The 15957-nt window shown below is 63.9% G+C and carries 17 protein-coding genes; 13 read left to right on the forward strand and 4 right to left on the reverse strand.

Translation table 11 applies throughout. The features are described 5' to 3' along the window. Nucleotides 1-764 precede the first annotated feature (764 nt). The 9 genes from AC3ANU_RS01675 (at nt 765) to AC3ANU_RS01715 (ending at nt 8676) form a co-directional block, all read left to right on the forward strand. Complete coding sequence (locus tag AC3ANU_RS01675; RefSeq protein WP_488315343.1) at nt 765-1709, forward strand: N-acetylglucosamine kinase; 945 nt, start codon at nt 765-767, stop codon at nt 1707-1709. 331 nt (nt 1710-2040) lie between these two features. Next, the gene (locus tag AC3ANU_RS01680; RefSeq protein ID WP_488315344.1) at nt 2041-2343 is read left to right on the forward strand and encodes a hypothetical protein; all 303 of its coding nucleotides are present in this window, start codon (nt 2041-2043) and stop codon (nt 2341-2343) included. Nucleotides 2344-2831: 488 nt separating this feature from the next. Then, entirely contained in the window at nt 2832-3002 is a 171-nt protein-coding gene (locus AC3ANU_RS01685; protein WP_156386234.1) for a hypothetical protein, read from the forward strand. An 81-nt stretch (nt 3003-3083) separates the two neighbouring features. After that, nucleotides 3084-3320, forward strand: coding sequence for a hypothetical protein (locus AC3ANU_RS01690; RefSeq protein ID WP_488315345.1), 237 nt, complete (start codon nt 3084-3086; stop codon nt 3318-3320). A gap of 368 nt (nt 3321-3688) precedes the next feature. Continuing rightward, nucleotides 3689-4741: a D-2-hydroxyacid dehydrogenase gene (locus AC3ANU_RS01695; RefSeq protein ID WP_488315346.1), complete on the forward strand. Its 1053-nt coding sequence runs from the start codon at nt 3689-3691 to the stop codon at nt 4739-4741. A gap of 17 nt (nt 4742-4758) precedes the next feature. Beyond that, entirely contained in the window at nt 4759-5496 is a 738-nt protein-coding gene (locus AC3ANU_RS01700; RefSeq protein WP_224084186.1) for a fumarylacetoacetate hydrolase family protein, read from the forward strand. Between the two features lie 99 nt (nt 5497-5595). Continuing rightward, on the forward strand, nt 5596-6393 hold the full coding sequence (locus AC3ANU_RS01705) for an IclR family transcriptional regulator (RefSeq protein WP_018770351.1): 798 nt from the start codon (nt 5596-5598) through the stop codon (nt 6391-6393). Nucleotides 6394-6549: 156 nt separating this feature from the next. Continuing rightward, a complete protein-coding gene (locus AC3ANU_RS01710) occupies nt 6550-7899 on the forward strand; it encodes an MFS transporter (protein ID WP_056389514.1) in 1350 nt (449 codons plus the stop codon). A gap of 141 nt (nt 7900-8040) precedes the next feature. After that, nucleotides 8041-8676 (forward strand): PAS and ANTAR domain-containing protein, encoded by a 636-nt coding sequence (locus AC3ANU_RS01715; protein ID WP_018770353.1) that lies wholly within the window; start codon nt 8041-8043, stop codon nt 8674-8676. Nucleotides 8677-8709: 33 nt separating this feature from the next. Here the strand turns inward: AC3ANU_RS01715 and AC3ANU_RS01720 are convergent, their stop codons facing one another. Continuing rightward, nucleotides 8710-9114 carry a CBU_0592 family membrane protein gene (locus AC3ANU_RS01720; RefSeq protein ID WP_223993227.1) on the reverse strand — a complete coding sequence of 135 codons (405 nt, stop codon included), beginning with the start codon at nt 9112-9114 and terminating at the stop codon, nt 8710-8712. 225 nt (nt 9115-9339) lie between these two features. Between AC3ANU_RS01720 and AC3ANU_RS01725 the strand changes: the two genes are divergently transcribed. From AC3ANU_RS01725 to AC3ANU_RS01740, 4 genes are all read left to right on the forward strand, one after another. After that, nucleotides 9340-9789, forward strand: a complete 450-nt coding sequence (locus AC3ANU_RS01725) for a helix-turn-helix transcriptional regulator (protein WP_018770355.1) — start codon at nt 9340-9342, stop codon at nt 9787-9789. After that, a complete protein-coding gene (locus tag AC3ANU_RS01730; RefSeq protein ID WP_018770356.1) occupies nt 9786-10205 on the forward strand; it encodes a VOC family protein in 420 nt (139 codons plus the stop codon). Before AC3ANU_RS01725 ends, AC3ANU_RS01730 begins: the two co-directional genes overlap by 4 nt. Before the next feature lie 92 nt (nt 10206-10297). Further along, nucleotides 10298-12697, forward strand: coding sequence for an ATP-binding cassette domain-containing protein (locus AC3ANU_RS01735; protein WP_488315347.1), 2400 nt, complete (start codon nt 10298-10300; stop codon nt 12695-12697). A gap of 21 nt (nt 12698-12718) precedes the next feature. Further along, nucleotides 12719-13291, forward strand: coding sequence for an MOSC domain-containing protein (locus AC3ANU_RS01740; protein WP_488315348.1), 573 nt, complete (start codon nt 12719-12721; stop codon nt 13289-13291). 30 nt (nt 13292-13321) lie between these two features. Here the strand turns inward: AC3ANU_RS01740 and AC3ANU_RS01745 are convergent, their stop codons facing one another. The 3 genes from AC3ANU_RS01745 to AC3ANU_RS01755 are packed head-to-tail and all read right to left on the reverse strand — an operon-like array spanning nt 13322 to nt 15904. Then, nucleotides 13322-14305, reverse strand: a complete 984-nt coding sequence (locus AC3ANU_RS01745) for a cyclase family protein (protein WP_488315349.1) — start codon at nt 14303-14305, stop codon at nt 13322-13324. Then, complete coding sequence (locus AC3ANU_RS01750; RefSeq protein WP_488315350.1) at nt 14302-14556, reverse strand: hypothetical protein; 255 nt, start codon at nt 14554-14556, stop codon at nt 14302-14304. Before AC3ANU_RS01750 ends, AC3ANU_RS01745 begins: the two co-directional genes overlap by 4 nt. 10 nt (nt 14557-14566) lie before the next feature. After that, on the reverse strand, nt 14567-15904 hold the full coding sequence (locus tag AC3ANU_RS01755; protein ID WP_223993224.1) for a TRAP transporter large permease subunit: 1338 nt from the start codon (nt 15902-15904) through the stop codon (nt 14567-14569). Between the last annotated feature and the right edge of the window lie 53 nt (nt 15905-15957).

Raw genomic sequence — 15957 nt, forward strand, 5'->3', positions numbered from 1 at the left:
ACCTGCCGCAAGACAAAAGAAAGTGGGCGTAGCTGTCACCCGTGTCGCACCAGGACAATACGTCGTAGCTCTGAGCGCCGAGGTTCCCTACGGCCTCACCTGCGAACGATGGCATGAGCTGGCCGGCAGCCCGCCCACGATCCCGCCCGCTGCCCCGGCAGCAGACAGCAACCGCACGGACCGACAGGATTACAGCATTCGACATTCGTCGGCCGTGCCTTCGGGGGACGTGGTGAGGTCAACCCAGCTCACCTAACTCCCGGGTTTAAACCTACCCACTGCACGCCCTGTGCATACTTCCGCTCAGCAAACCGCGAACCACCACCGACGTCACTCAACCCCGACCTCAGTGAAAACACTGCCAAAGGCAGTCACAGGGTTCGGCGTCCGCCCATCACAATCGGACGCAACCACGGTCTATGCCTCCTCCGGGCATTCCGCAGGAACGCATAGTGATTCCCCTCCCCTAATCGACGGTTCAACCCGCATTCCTTACTTGCATCCGTGGACGCTTCTGCATATCACTGGACTCTACTTTTCATCGCTACGAAGAATGGCGAGGAATCACGCCGCCGCATCCTGCCCGGTCCCCAAAACCTAAGGAGGAGGTCTTTTGACCGCAATCACTAATTTCTACTACCGCGCGCAACAGCGCCTCCCGCAGCGGTAAAACAAAGATCAATTCAAAGCCCGAAAATACGCCAGCCAACTCTGCAGCGCTAGTTGGATAACATTCACAATATTTATTTGAACACGGAGCGCCCATGGGTAGTTCAAACCCCACCATTGCCATCGACGCCGGTCAATCATCGATTCGCGCCAGGCTGATATGCAGCGGTAAAACGCAGTTAGAGCGACATTTCCCTCCAGTTCTCACCGACATGTCGCTCATGCCGCAACTGGAACGTGTAGTCTGCGAGACCCTGTCAGGTCTGAATCTTGGGAATATTCAAATCTCCGCAGCGATGTCGGGGCTAACAGCGAGCAACTCTGATGCGCAAGCCGTCCTCCGCAGCTGCCAGGCCGTTGGCGTGGTTTCAGTCCATTTGGCCCATGATTCGGTGTCCAGTTACCTCGGTTGCCTCGGCTCTCGACATGGCTCTGCAATTGCTGCTGGAACTGGAGTAGTAACTCTGGCCACTGGCGCAAACACCTACGCAAGGGTGGATGGTTGGGGGCACATCATGGGGGATGCCGGGAGTGGCTACTGGATAGGTCGGGCAGGCCTTGACGCCGCCATGAGAGCCTACGATGGCAGAGGAGAGGAGACAGCCATTCTCCACCTGATCAAGCGGGACTTCTCAAACATAGAAACAGCTTACGTAGATATTCAGTCCGACGTTGAAAGAGTGTCGTTAGTTGCTTCCTACGCCAAGCAGATAATTGAACTTTCTGCACGGGATGCGGTAGCTGCGCGCATTGTCGATCAAGCTGCGGGCGAATTGGTGCACTCAGTTGGAGTAAGTCTTCGACGTACAGGCTGGCTCCCTGGATCGCAGCCATATGTCAGCTGGGCAGGAAGCATTCTTTCTAATCCCGTTATAGGCATGCCTTTTCGTTACAAGATGGGCAGGGCCTGGCCCAACGCTCTCCTTGTATCTCCATCTGGGAGCGCTTTGGACGGCGCTGCTAAATTGGCCGAACTCACGGCGCACCACCCTCTGTATCACTTGCTTGACGTAGCAGCTTTAGAAACTATAAATGTCTAGTTCCCATTCCGCCCCCTCTGCTGCGCAGTCTGCGAGCTCCTGCACGGGTTATGAAACCGCTTATAAGGCTGTTAGCGAAGGTGACCTGCAAACCCGCTCCGGACCAATCACCCTGGCCTGTAGTCCGCAGTGATTTTGGGCCGACGTGCTCCGATCGGGGCACGTGTGGCCGAAGAAAGCGGTAACCACCACGGCCAAGCAGAAGACAACCTCGTTGAGGAGCAAAACTTATATGCCAGCTACTGAAAGGCTGCGGCACTCCTGCGGTAGCGGATCCATACCTTCCGTTTCTCCAGGGCCGATAACGTACCCACAGCCGGAAAGTGTTGTGGTGATCCTGGGCGTGATGTATCCCAGTATCCTCCCTCAACCCAGCGAAAACGACGCCGGGCTTGATCCTGCACTTCCCTCTTCCTGCTTCGATGCCAACAGACAACGCGAAGACGTGATCCTTTACGACCCCCTGTCTTACAGCATCGATAGTGGGGCTTCAGGTCCGGCATCACGAGAAAAATTGAAGGCTAGTGGATACGCAGATCGTGTGGAGGCCCAGAGGATTCTTGCCTGCGATCTTCTGTTGTTGTCGCTGCAACGTGCCGGCAGGCAAGGCCTGGACAATTTTTTACCGCCCTAGCCAACGCAGACGTCGTCAGCGAGTCTCTGGCCGGGTTTCTTGAGCCATGCGGGGAGTTGGCTCAGGCATCGTCAACCAGTACGAACACGCCCTTTAACTTGGAACTCGCCTCGTATCCAGCGTCGGTCCCCCCTCTTAGACGTCCGCTGTTCAGCTAAGACCAAGGCGCCCCTTGGCCAAGGCTTGCCATCCAGACGCTAACCAACCCAACCCGATGGAGGAGTTATGCCAAACCTTGGCCCTAGCCTGAGCACGGACGACTGGGTCTTCCTAAACGCAGGTGACCGTGTTCTTGTCTTGCGCCCAAACGAGCCCCCCTGTTGTGGGACCATAGACGACGTCTCAGAGGACGCGTGCATCATCTGGGTTTGGCTCGACGGCATAGGCCGCATTCTCGTAACTGAGCACGACGCGGTGACCTTCAGACACCCATACAGACCTAATAAATGGGTTAGGTTATGAACCATCCGCGGCAAGCAGCACTTGCAATGTTGCAGCAGAACACGGCAAGCATCGAACAGCTCTGGCTGAGGTACTACGCCAACGGCGGTAACGCCGATCCCCTGGAGTTCGAAGCGTATATATATGGCCTTTTGCCCCACGACGACTTAGACGCCCTAATTCTCTCCTGGGCAATCGAGGACGTAGCCACCGGGTAAGGAATGCCCATCGCCGCTGAAAGGAGTTGCAGGGGTCCTTAGGCCGTAGTTGGAGCGCCCTCACCCCGGCCATACTTCCATATGGCCTACATTGTGAAGTACCGGACCGGAGCCAGTACCGGCTGGTTCAGGGTGGAAGGCATGCACCTCAGCGACGCCGTGGCCAAGGCGAAAGACGCTCTACGCGGTTTGAATTGCGCCTATGCAGTGCTGCTTTTCTCCATCTGCCCAACTCAGCCCAGCGGTGAAGTCTCGGTCGTCGCGACTTACACCCAAGTCGAGGGATGGAGCGTCCAAGAAACTTGGCCGGAACACTAGCCGGCCCCGAAGGGCACGAACTCGCTGACCCACTGGGGTCCGCGCTGCAACACAAAGCGTTGAAAAAGACCGACCATCTATCGCAGGCTCAAATAATGCGCATTCGAACAGGTACCGTGAGTCACAACTACACCCCAACCTGACGTCAGCCAGGCGTATGAGCTACGTCAGGTTGAAGTCGGAAACCCGTTTTCCTGACGTGCTAATCCAACCTCTATAGATCCCAACCTGACACGCAGCCAAGGTTTGTCCCAGCCGGGAACCAGTTAGTTCGGTGCCCAACTACCAGGGCGCCTGTCAGGGCTCGCAAGCTTCACAGAAGTCCTACGAAGTCCAACCTACCGAACGTTATCCATTATAGTGAACAGATGACTTCCCGTACGACCGTAGCCATCGCCGTCCCGCTCGAAGCAGAGCTTGTGGACCAGATTCGCGCCATTGATCCTTCGATTACCGTCCTTTACGAGCCCGACCTCCTGCCCCCGGAACGCTATCCAGCCGACCACGCCGGCGATCCCGCCTTCAAACGCACCGACGAGCAGGAGGAGCGCTACTGGGCAATGCTCAACCGCGCCGAAGTGCTCTACGGATTCCCCAACGAAAGCCCTGCGGGCCTTGCCCGCATCGCCCGCGACAATCCCGGACTGCAATGGATCCATGCCATGGCGGCGGGAGCGGGCAGAGCGGTGAAGGCGTCCGGCCTCAGCCAGGACGTCCTGCAGAAATTCAGGATCACCACCTCCGCCGGAGTGCACGCCCTGCCCCTCGCGGAATTCGCTGCGATGGGAATCCTGAACGGCTTCAAACGGAGTTCCGAACTTGCCCAGGACCAGGCGGCGAAGGCCTGGCCCACCCTTCGCGTCCCCACCCGGCTCGTCAACGGCTCCAACCTCGTGGTCAGCGGCCTGGGGGAAATCGGATTGGAAACGGCCCGGATCGCGCGCGCACTGGGCATGAAGGTCAGCGGCACCAAACGGTCCGTAGAGCCCATCGACGGGATCGATCAGGTTGTGGACAACGCCGGCCTTCCTGCCCTCCTGGCCACGGCAGACGCCGTCGTCAACACCCTGCCCGGCACTGCCTACACGGAGAAGCTGTTTAACCGCCAACTGTTCGCCGCCATGAAGCCCGGCACGACGTTCGTTAACGTAGGCCGCGGCACCGTGGTGGACGAGGACGCCCTGCTGGAGGCACTGGACAACGGCCAGGTGGGCTACGCCTGCCTGGATGTCTTCGCCGTGGAGCCGCTGCCGCAGGACAGCCCGCTATGGAACCATCCCCGGGTCATGGTTTCGCCCCACACCTCGGCCCTCAGCGCAGCCGAGAACCGACTCATCACCGAGCGCTTCTGCAGCAACCTGCGCACCTTCCTCGACGGCGGGGATCTCCCCCACCTCGTGGACACGGTCCACTTCTACTAGGACGGGGCGGAGAACCGGTGCGCATCGCAAGACTAGATACAGCAGCTGGTCCGCAGTACGCCGTTGAGAGCGACAGCGGCTGGGACCACATCGTCGACCCGTTTGAGGAAAGCCTCCGCTACACCGGCGGTGCCACCACCCACAACGAGGCAATATTCCTCGCCCCGGTGAGGCCCGCCGTCGTCCTCGGCATTGGCCATAACCGCACTTTGAATGACCATCCCCTGCCCATCCAGGCGTGGCACAAGTCCGTCCACACCATCGCCGGGCCGGGCGATGCCATCACCGCGGCCCGTGGACAAGGCACGGTCAATGCCGAGGGTGAACTCGCCGTCGTGATGGGCAGGACCGCCGCCAACCTGACCGCGGAAAACGCCCTGGAGCACGTCTTCGGCTACACCTGCGTCAACGATGTCACCAACGTGGATCAGAACGCGGTGGACGAGCGGAACTTCCAGGGCAAGGCCGGCGTCAACTACACACCCCTGGGCCCTTGGATAGAAACCGGACTCCCGGATCCCGAAAGGGTGGCCATCGACGTCTACGTCAATGGGGCCGCGAAGGCCACTTCCGGGACCTTCAACCTCCCCTCCTCGGTGGTGGACTGCCTCATCTATGTCACTTCCTGGCTGACCTTGGAACCCGGCGACGTGGTGATGACCGGAGCGCCCGCCACAGTGGTTCCCGTCGAGCCCGGGGACCGTGTGGACATCACGGTGGAGGGCATTGGAACCCTGAGCAACCGCGTGGCCTGAGCCGGGCCGGCGTCAGCGGGCGTCGCAGGACGTTAAGATGGATAACGTTCAGAGGACTGAACAACAGCGAAGCCCGCCCCGGCAAACCCAAGGAGAATCATGGCCGATTCCCCCATTCCTGCGTCATCCGAAAAATCGGGAACCGCCTCTCCGGCGCCCGCAGTCACCCGCGCCGCGGCCGTCCTGGATGCCCTGGCCGCCTCGGCAACCGGGCGGCTGACGCTCAGCGATCTCTCGCGCGAAGTGGGAATTCCCAAGTCATCCACCTCCAATCTCCTGCTGGCCCTGGAGGAGGCGCGCCTGATCAGCAGGCAGGGCTCGGAGTTCACCCTTGGCCGCAAGCTGGTGGAACTGGGTGCCGCCTACCTGGGCCGCATGGACGAAGTCCAGGAGTTTTACCGTTACTGCGAACAGGCCTCCGTCCTTTCCCGCGAGACGGTCCGGATCGCCATGCTGGACGGAACAAACGTCATTTACCTTGCCCGGTACGAGGGCCACCCGGCCGTGCGGCTCACCTCCAATATCGGCGACAAGATGCCCGTATCCCTCTGCGCAGTGGGGAAGGCGCTGATCGCCCGGCTGAATGTGCACGACATCGAGGAGATGTTCCCCGATGACGCAGAACTGCCCGTCCTCACGCCAAAGTCCTTGCGGACAGGGGCGGAGCTGAAGGCGCAGCTGCGGGAAATCCGCGAGCAGGGCTTTGCCTTCGAGGACGAAGAATCCACCACCGGCGTGGTCTGCCTGGCCGTTGCCGTTCCCACGCGGGGCGCGCACGGTCCCAGCCTGGGCCTGTCCGTCACGGCCCTCAAAGCCACCTACACGCCGGAACAGGGCTCCCAGATAGTCAAGGAACTGCAGGAACTGGCCCACTCGCTGGGCAACCCGATGGGCTGACCGCCAAGCGGCGGCCTTCTCCGACATATAACAGCCAGAGACTATTGCCAGCTGTTCAACTTGCTGTATCGTGTTCAGCATAGTGATCGACGCAATGGGCGTTGTCGCTATCCCACCAGGCCAACGGGGGCCTGGAGTGTGTTAGAGGGAGTTCTCGTGACAACTCGTACTAAATCACCGCAGGCCATCGCGGACGGCGCCGTCGTCGATCCGGACCAGCTGCGAAGGGCAACTCTTGCCAGCTCCGTGGGCTCCGCCCTGGAGTACTACGACTTCTACATCTACGGCCTTGCCTCGGCCCTGATCTTCGGCCCGCTCTTCTTCGCACCGCTGGGTGAGAGCGGAGCCGTCATCGCCTCCTTCGCCACCTACGGCGTCGGCTTCGCCGCCCGGCCCTTCGGTGGCGTGGTGTTCGGCTACATTGGTGACCGCTTTGGCCGGAAGATGGTGCTGATCCTGACCATCGGCCTGATGGGCCTGTCCAGCTGCGCCATCGGCCTCCTGCCCACCTTTGAACAGGCGGGCATGCTCGGTGCGGTACTCCTGGTGGCCCTGCGTATCCTGCAGGGCCTTGGCGCCGGCGCCGAGCAGGCAGGCGCCACGACCCTTATTTCGGAGGTGGCTCCGCGCCGCCGTCGTGGTTTCTTCGCGTCCCTGCCGTTCGTCGGCATCCAGCTGGGCACCCTCCTGGGCGCCGGGACATTTGCCCTGATGGCGCTGGCGGACAAGGCAGTCCTGCAGGCCTGGCTGTGGCGCGTACCGTTCCTGGCAAGCGTCGTCCTGATTGCGATTGCCGTCTTTATCAGGCTTCGGCTCAAAGAGACGCCGGTCTTCCAGGAACTCGAGAAGCACAAGGCCGTGGCCAAAAACCCTGTGGGCCAGATCTGGAAGCATTCCAAGAAAAACGTGCTGATAGGTATCGGCCTGCGGATGGGGGAAAACGGCAACTCGTCCATCTATTCCGCGCTCCTGGTGTCCTTCATCAGCATGCCTGCAGGTGTCTTCGCCGGCGACAAGTTCATCGGCCCCACAGGCCTGTTGATTGCCGCGGGCTTCGCCGCGGTAATGGTTGTTGCCTTCGGCGCCCTGTCCGACCGTTTCGGCCGGGTTCCCGTCTACCGCTACGGTGCACTCTTCCAGGCCGTTATCGCCTTGCCGGCCTTTTACCTGGTCACACTGGGCAATGTCACCCTGGTGTGGGTGGTCATGGTGATGGGCATCGCCCTCGGCGTGCAGGCCATGCTGGGCCCGCAGTGCGCCCTGCTGCCGGAACTCTTCGGCTCCCAGCACCGCTTCACCGGCGTGGCCCTCAGCCGCGAACTGTCCGCCGTACTTGCCGGCGGCTTCGCCCCGATGATCGGCGTGGCACTGCTGGCAGTGACCAACCACTCCTGGCTGGTCCCGGCGGTCTACTCGCTGGTCCTGGCGGCAATCTCGTTCGCCACCACGTTCTTCACCCCGGAAACGAATGGCCGCGACCTGGTGCTCGTAGAGGACGCCAGGTAACAACCGGCGCCGTCCCGCCCACGCCCCCCGGATCCCGCACTCATGCGTGCGGGATCCGCGGGGTGGGGCCGCTGCTATATTCTGTTGCTTTCACGTCCAGGCCGGGGGTAGCCGGGACACAGCACGTCGAATGGCCCTTCAGTGACTTCCAGCAGCAGCTTTCCAGGACTTGGATCCGTCGATATCCCGAATGATGTCTTTCTCGACTGTCCCACCGGACTGGTCGAGTACTACTTCGCGGACGGCATCTTCCGCTGGTCGGACGGGTTGTACCGGATCTACGGGTATGAGCGCGGCGAGGTTGTCCCCTCCATGGACATGGCCATGGCCCACATCGAGCCGGCAGACCGGCCCCGGGTCCAGGCGTATTGGGACCACGTCTCAGCCGCTGGCGGCCCATCATCGATCTACGTTTCCATCCGGGACCGCAAGGACCGTCAACACAAACTGCTCTACTCGGCGGACTACATCCTGGACGGGGACACCCCTGTTGGCGTCTGGGGCGTGGTGGTGGACCTCACCACATCGATTCATACCGACCGGCACCAACTGGCTACCGAGGCGGTCGCCGCCTCAGCCCGCAGCCGGGCAGTCATTGAGCAGGCCAAAGGCATCCTCATGGGGCGCACCGGCATTGACGCCGACAAGGCCTACGACCTCATGAGCCAGCTGAGCCAGGATACGAACCGCAAGGTGCACGCGATCGCCCAGGAAATCGTGGAACGGGCAACCGGGCGGGCCGGAAATCTGACAAACCAGCCACACCCTTTGCTGTAACCGCCGCCCCCACGCGCGGGCCGCCGTCGAACCCTACAACGCCAGGCGCGGCCCGTCTGCTCCAACCGGGGCGGAACCCCCAACAGGCCTGGAAGCCACAACGGGCATGGAACCGGTCAGGGCCTCAACAACCGTCATCTGGCCGGTGGTGTCGGGGACACCGGGATACTGAACCTGCGCCGGCTCGACGGCAGCAGCTGGGTTTTCGGAACGCATGCGGACCAGCGCAACGGCAGAGATCAGGAACCACGCCACATTGGTAACCACGGACGGCCATGCCCCGTGCAGCGTCCCGTTGATGATGAAGGCAACGGATCCGAACAGGTTGGCCGTCTGGAAACCCTTGCCTGCCTTCAGCCAGCCCATGGAAACCGCAAGGTAAGCACTGAGAATCGCAACAGCGCCTGCCCAGCCGGCAATTTCCCACAGCAGTTCCATGGTGTCCTTCCAAAGTGGTGCCTGCGCAGTATCCGGGCAGGGCTGAAGATGGTGATTCAGGGTTTGGTTTCGCCAGCTCTGCGTTGCCTCGAGCCCTGTTCGGGCGAGGACCTCATGCGCTGGCAGCGGCACAATCATACCCCGCTGCCGAGGGTCACTTTGACGCCGAATCCCCCACCGCCCGAAGGGTGGACAAGACCCCTCCCGCGTAGCACGATCAGAGCTGTGACCACCAGTCCCGCTTCCGATCCCTACCTTCGCGAGCTCACCCAGCTGAGGCGCGTCAAGGACCGCATGGACCGGGAGTACGCCCAGCCGCTCGACGTCGAATCCCTCGCCAGGGACGTCCATATGTCCGCGGGCCATTTCAGCCGGCGGTTCAAACTCGCCTACGGCGAATCCCCCTACAGCTACCTCATGACCCGCCGCATCGAACGGGCCATGGCGTTGCTCCGGATGGGTGACCTCAGCGTCACCGACGTGTGTTTCGCCGTCGGCTGTTCCTCGCTGGGAACCTTCAGCACCCGCTTCAGCGAACTGGTGGGGATGCCGCCCAGCATCTACAAGCAGGAGGCGCAAAGCGCGACGGCGGGCATCCCCGCCTGCGTGGCGAAGCAGGTGACCAGACCGGTCAGGAATCGAGAAGCGTCCGCCCCCGAGCCGTTACTAGCATGACTGCCATGGACATCAACATTTCCTCAACCTTCCTTCCCGCTACCGATCCGGACGCCTCGCTGGCGTTCTACCGCGACGCCCTGGGCTTCGAAATCCGCAACGACGTGGGCAAGGGCACCATGCGCTGGATCACCGTTGGCCCCGCAGGCCAAAAGGACGTCTCCATCGTCCTGCACCCGCCGGCCGTAGACCCCGGCATCACCGACGACGAGCGCCGCACCATCACGGAGATGATGGCCAAAGGCACCTACGCCACCATCGTCCTGTCCTCCCCGGACGTGGATGCCGCGTTCGCCAAGGTGGAAGCGACCGGGGCGGACGTCGTCCAGGAGCCCATCGACCAGCCGTACGGCATCCGCGACTGCGCATTCCGCGACCCCGCCGGAAACACGGTCCGGATCAACCAGCAGGCCTAGGCATATAACCAGTCACGTATATAACGGACGACGCCGACGGGAGGCTGCCAGCGCAGCCTCCCTCCGCGCCGCTCCAGGAGAAGGGGGACATTTTGAGCACGGACATCACCACCGATGAGGGCATGGCCACGAAAGCCGGGACCCATCTCGCCGACACCCACGACCTGATCCGCGTCCAGGGGGCGCGGGAGAACAACCTCAAGGACATCAGCCTTGAGCTGCCCAAGCGGCGGCTCACGGCATTCACCGGTGTGTCCGGCTCAGGCAAAAGCTCCCTGGTTTTCGCCACCATCGCCGCCGAATCGCAGCGCATGATCAACGAGACCTATAGCGCGTTCGTACAGGGCTTCATGCCCAACCTGGCCCGCCCCGACGTGGACCGGCTGGAGGGACTGACCACCGCCATCATCGTGGACCAGGAACGGATGGGCGCCAACCCGCGCTCCACCGTGGGCACCGCCACCGACGCCAACGCCATGCTGCGCATCCTGTTCAGCCGTTTGGGCAAACCCTACGTCGGCCCGCCCACCGCGTTCTCCTTCAACGTTCCCACCCGCAAGGCCAGCGGCATCATGAGCACCGAAAAGGGCGGCCGGGTGGAAAAGAACGTGGTCCGCCAGGTCACCTACCTGGGCGGCATGTGCCCCCGCTGTGAGGGCATGGGCAACATCAGCGACATTGACCGGACCGCCCTCTACGACGAGTCGAAGTCCCTCGCCGAAGGCGCGCTCACCGTCCCCGGCTACTCCATGGACGGCTGGTACGGGCGCCTGTTCGAAGGCATGGGCCTGCCCATGGACAAGCCCATCGCCACGTTCACCAAGAAGCAGCTGGAGACGATGCTGTACGCCGAGCCCACCAAGATCAAGGTGGAGGGCGTCAACCTCACGTTCGAGGGCATCATCCCCAAAATCCAAAAGTCCATGCTCTCCAAGGACGTGGAGGCCATGCAGCCGCACGTGAAGAGGTTCGTGGAACGCGCCGTCACGTTCGCCACCTGCCCCGACTGCGGCGGGACGCGGCTCACCCCGGAGGTGCTCAACGCACGGATCAACGGCAAGAACATCGCGGACCTCTGCACCATGCAGATCAGCGACCTGGCGCAGTGGATCCGCGACCTGGACGAGCCCTCCGTCCGTCCCCTGCTCATCGGGCTGCGGGACCTCCTCGATTCCTTTGCCGAAATCGGCCTGGGCTACCTCTCCTTGGACCGCCCGGCCGGCACCCTCTCCGGCGGCGAGGCGCAGCGGACCAAGATGATCCGCCACCTGGGTTCCTCCCTCACCGATGTCACCTACGTCTTCGACGAGCCCAGCATCGGCCTGCACCCGCACGACATCGAGCGGATGAACACCCTCCTGCTGCAGCTTCGGGACAAAGGCAACACCGTCCTGGTGGTGGAGCACAAGCCGGAGATGATCGCCATCGCCGACCACGTCGTCGACCTCGGCCCCAAGGCCGGCACCGGCGGCGGCGAGATTGTCTACGAGGGCGACGTCGACGGGCTGCGTTCCAGCGGCACCATCACCGGGCGCCACCTGGACGACCGCGCCCGGCTGAAGGATTCGTTCCGCGAACGCAGCGGGGCACTCGAAGTCCGCGGGGCCTCGACGAACAACCTGCGCAGCGTGGACGTGGATGTCCCGCTGGGAGTGCTGTGCGTGGTGACGGGCGTGGCCGGGTCCGGGAAGAGCTCGCTGATCCACGGCTCACTGGCCAGGCGCGAGGGCGTGATCGTGATCGACCAGGGCGCCATCAAGGGATCCCGGCGCAGCAACCCGGCCACCTACACCGGGCTGCTGGAGCCCATCCGCAAGGCGTTCGCCAAGGCCAACGGCGTGAAGCCGGCGCTGTTCAGCTCCAACTCCGAGGGCGCCTGCCCCACCTGCAACGGTGCGGGCGTGATCTTCACCGAGCTGGGCGTCATGGCCACGGTCGAGTCCACCTGCGAGGACTGCGAGGGGCGCCGCTTCCAGCCCGCCGTCCTCGAATACACGCTGGGCGGCCAGAACATTGCCGACGTGCTGGACATGTCCGTGGACGCGGCCCTTGCCTATTTTGCCGGGGGCGAGGCCAAGACCCCGGCCGCCCACAAAGTCCTCGAACGCCTGGCGGACGTCGGCCTGGGATACATCACCCTCGGCCAGCCGCTGACCACCCTGTCCGGCGGCGAGCGCCAGCGGCTCAAGCTGGCCACGCAGATGGCGGAGACCGGTGACACCTACATCCTGGACGAGCCAACGGTGGGCCTGCACCTGGCCGACGTCGAACAGCTCCTGGGCCTGCTGGACCGGCTGGTGGATTCCGGCAAGTCGGTTATCGTCATCGAGCACCACCAGGCCGTGATGGCGCATGCTGACTGGATCATCGACATCGGTCCGGGCGCAGGGCACGACGGCGGCAGGATCGTCTTCGAGGGCACGCCGGCCGAGCTGGTGGCCGGGCGGGGGACGCTCACCGGGCAGCACCTGGCCACGTACGTGGGTGGCTGAACGCTGGCCTACGCTGGGCCTATGCCCGAAACCTACCGCTATGACGTCGAGATCCTGCACCTGCTGGTGTCGCCCGCGCACGCCTATTTCGGACGCGCCCGGGACGGCGCGGCGGACGTTCCCACCACTGATGCGCAGACGGCAGAGGTGGTGGCCGGAAAGGGCATCGTGGGCGACAGGTTCTTCGGGAAGGCCGCCCACATGGACGCCGCGGTGACCCTGTTCGCCGTCGAATCCCTTGAGGCCATCGCCGCGGAGCTTGGCGCCGGGCCGTTCAATCCCCTGCTGACCCGGCGGAACGTGGTGCTCCGCGGCGCTCAGCTGGCCCCCCTGCTGGGGCAGGACTTTGCGCTGGAGTCCGGCGGCTCGGCTGTTTCGTTCCATGGCGGCCGGCACGCCCAACCGTGCGCGTGGATGAACGGGATGCTGGCACCGGGGGCGCACCCGGCCATGCGGGGCCGCGGCGGCATCCGCTGCCGTGCCCTGTCCAGCGGATTGCTGCACCGGGGCCCGGCCGTGCTGGTCAGCCCGGTGCGGCTGGACCCGGCCCAGGCGGGCCGGGCGAGCCTGCTGCGGCCGTCACGGCTTCCCTAGGAGGGCGTCCGACGGCTCCCCTTCCTCACGTCACGTGATGGCGGTGGCGTTGGCCGGGGAGCCCGTGCCCCCGGTGATGTTCAGCGGCTTAATGGTGATGAAGGCGTCCCATCTGCCGGTGCTGCGCATATGCCGGGCGAGCGGTCCCAGCTTCCATAGTTCCCCGAGTGGCAGGCCGAGTTTGGCCAGGAGCTGCTGGTGCATCATGCCGTTGTCGTTGGCGGCCGAATGCCGGTAGGGGCTGTCCGGGACCGCGGGCAGGCACTCGAGGGCGAAGTTGTCGGCGGCGAGGACGGCAAAGCGGTTATCCCACGCCCAGGCGGCAAACTCCCGGGACTGCGCCATGCCTGAGGCCTTCCGGCTTTGGCGGATGCGCTGCTTGTCCTCCGCGGACAGACCCAGAAACCATTCGCACCAGCCTGTATGGAACATGAGGATATCCCCGGGCTGGGTGCTGAGGGACCGGGCCTTCAAGGCGGACTCCACCAGGTCCAGGGTGAGTGGTTCCCCGCCCGCGTGGTCGATGGGCTCCCCTGCTTCGTCCCGGTGACCCTCGAGGTCCACCAGCACGCCCCTGCCGGTAATCGGGTTTTCCGCCCATTCCTGGATGCCGAGGTCCGGGGTGCCCTCGGTGATCCGGTCATCCGGGGTGCCGTTGTAGAAACCGACATCATCGGCCCGGCGGTGCCTGAGCCCGTCAATCTGGGTTGACCCCTGAAGGTAGTACCCGTCCAGGTAGTCGTCCCGGTGCGCCGGGTGCGAGGAGTAGATGGTGTGCCGCGGGGCGCCGCGCTTGAGGGACATCCCGGGATCGAAGGCGTCAGCCGGGTAGTCCAGGCCGAACACCGTTCCGGTGCGGATGCACTGCCGGGCATCCAGCACACCTTGGGGTGTAATGAACGACGGCGTCCCGCGGCTCTGGTGCGGAAAGAGGCCCCAGGAGGTGCCGGCCAGGCGGCCCTCCCTTTGCAGCAGACCTTCAAAATCCGGATATATTCCTTCAGCGGCATTCACCGTGCACCGGCCTTCTGGTGCTGCTCCTGGGGTTGGCGGCGCTTGTAGCTGAGCAGGAACCCGGCAACGGCGCAGACGGATGCAGCAATGCAGATGGGTGTCTTGATGGCGTCATTGAGCAGGGTGAGCCACTGGGCCTGCCCCGCAACCAGGCCAACGGCCTGGCCGAGGACGAACAGGATGCCCCCGCCCAGGAGTGCGGCGAGCGTCAGGACGAAGAGGACTTCAATGGCCCTTCGGATGGTGTTCATGGAATGTTTCCTAGATTGGCAGGATGCCGAGGATGATCAGGACGCCGATGCCCAGCAGCGGCAGGGCGTAATGGGTCAGCAGGCGGGCAAAGGTCTTGAGCGGGTCCACGTCAGCGATGCCGCAGGCCACGTACAGCGGGGCGCCGCCGGGCGGGACCGCCGCTTCGCAGGACGAGAACACCAGCACGGCCACGGCCGCGGTAGTGGCCGGAACCCCGGCGGCCACCAGGGTGGCCACTCCCACCGTCCCCACGGCGGCCATGGTGGCGGTGGCGGACAGCGGGGCCGCCACCGCGATGACGATCAGGCCGATGAGGATGGCCAGCAGCCACAGCGGCAGGTTCATCCCGTTCAGGAGCGAGGTCATCTGCTTGGGCAGGCCGGTGGCAGCCAGGGCGTTGGCGCCGGCGAAGGCGAACACCACGGTGACGCCCACGATTCCAAAGCGCGGAGCGGATTCCCGGAGCAGCGCCCACCAGCCGCGCCCGTCGCGGGGCAGCGTTTTCCTGCCCAGCAGGAGACCGGTGATGATGAGGACCACCGGGATCCAGACGATGACGCTGACCGACTTGGTAACGTCCCCGCCCGTCCACTCCGACAGGCTCTTGGCGATGGCGCCGGTGGTGATGACCAGCGGGACGGCCACCACGACGAAGAGCAGCAGGGTGGCCCAGCCGCGGCCGAACGCCGAGCGGACGGACAGGCGGTGCGCGGCGTCCAGCGGGGTCATCCCGCTCTTGCGGACCAGCAGCCAAGTGACCACCAGCCGGTGCAGGAAGCACCACAGTCCGCCGAACAGCAGGGGCAGGACCAGTGCGTTGATGTCCAGCAGCGGTCCCACGGTGGCGGAACCGACCAGGACGAACATCGAGGCGCTGAACGGGAATGTGATGCCCATGCCGGCGTTCCCCGCCACCAGCGTGGCTGCTGACGGTTTGTCCAGCCTGGACTTCTCCATCCAGGGAATGGTCACCGAGCCCACCGTGGCGGCGATGGCCGCCTGGTTGTGGACCACGCCGCCGAGGCCTGCGGAGGCCACCGTGGAGACCCAGGCCGGCCCGCCCTTGACCCCGCCGATCAGGGAGTTCAGCAGGTCGATCAGCCGGTCCAGCACGCCGGCCTTGTCCAGCAGGTAGCCCATGAAGACGAACGCCATGGTGGCGTACACGATCTCGTCGGTGATGGCAGAGTACAGGGCGTCCCAGCCGATTGCCGCTGCTGCGGCACCGGTGAAGGGAAGGACGGCCAGGAAGCCAAGGATCATGGCTTCGCCCACGCTCCGCTTGAAGGCCGTGGTCCAGAGCAGGATGACGGCAAGGTAGGCGCCGAGTGCCCAAATGCCGATCATGCTGCTGCTCCTGACGGCAAGATGCCGGTTGTTGTGGTCACGTGTATTACCCG

The sequence above is a fragment of the Arthrobacter sp. SDR-2R genome (assembly GCF_057747955.1).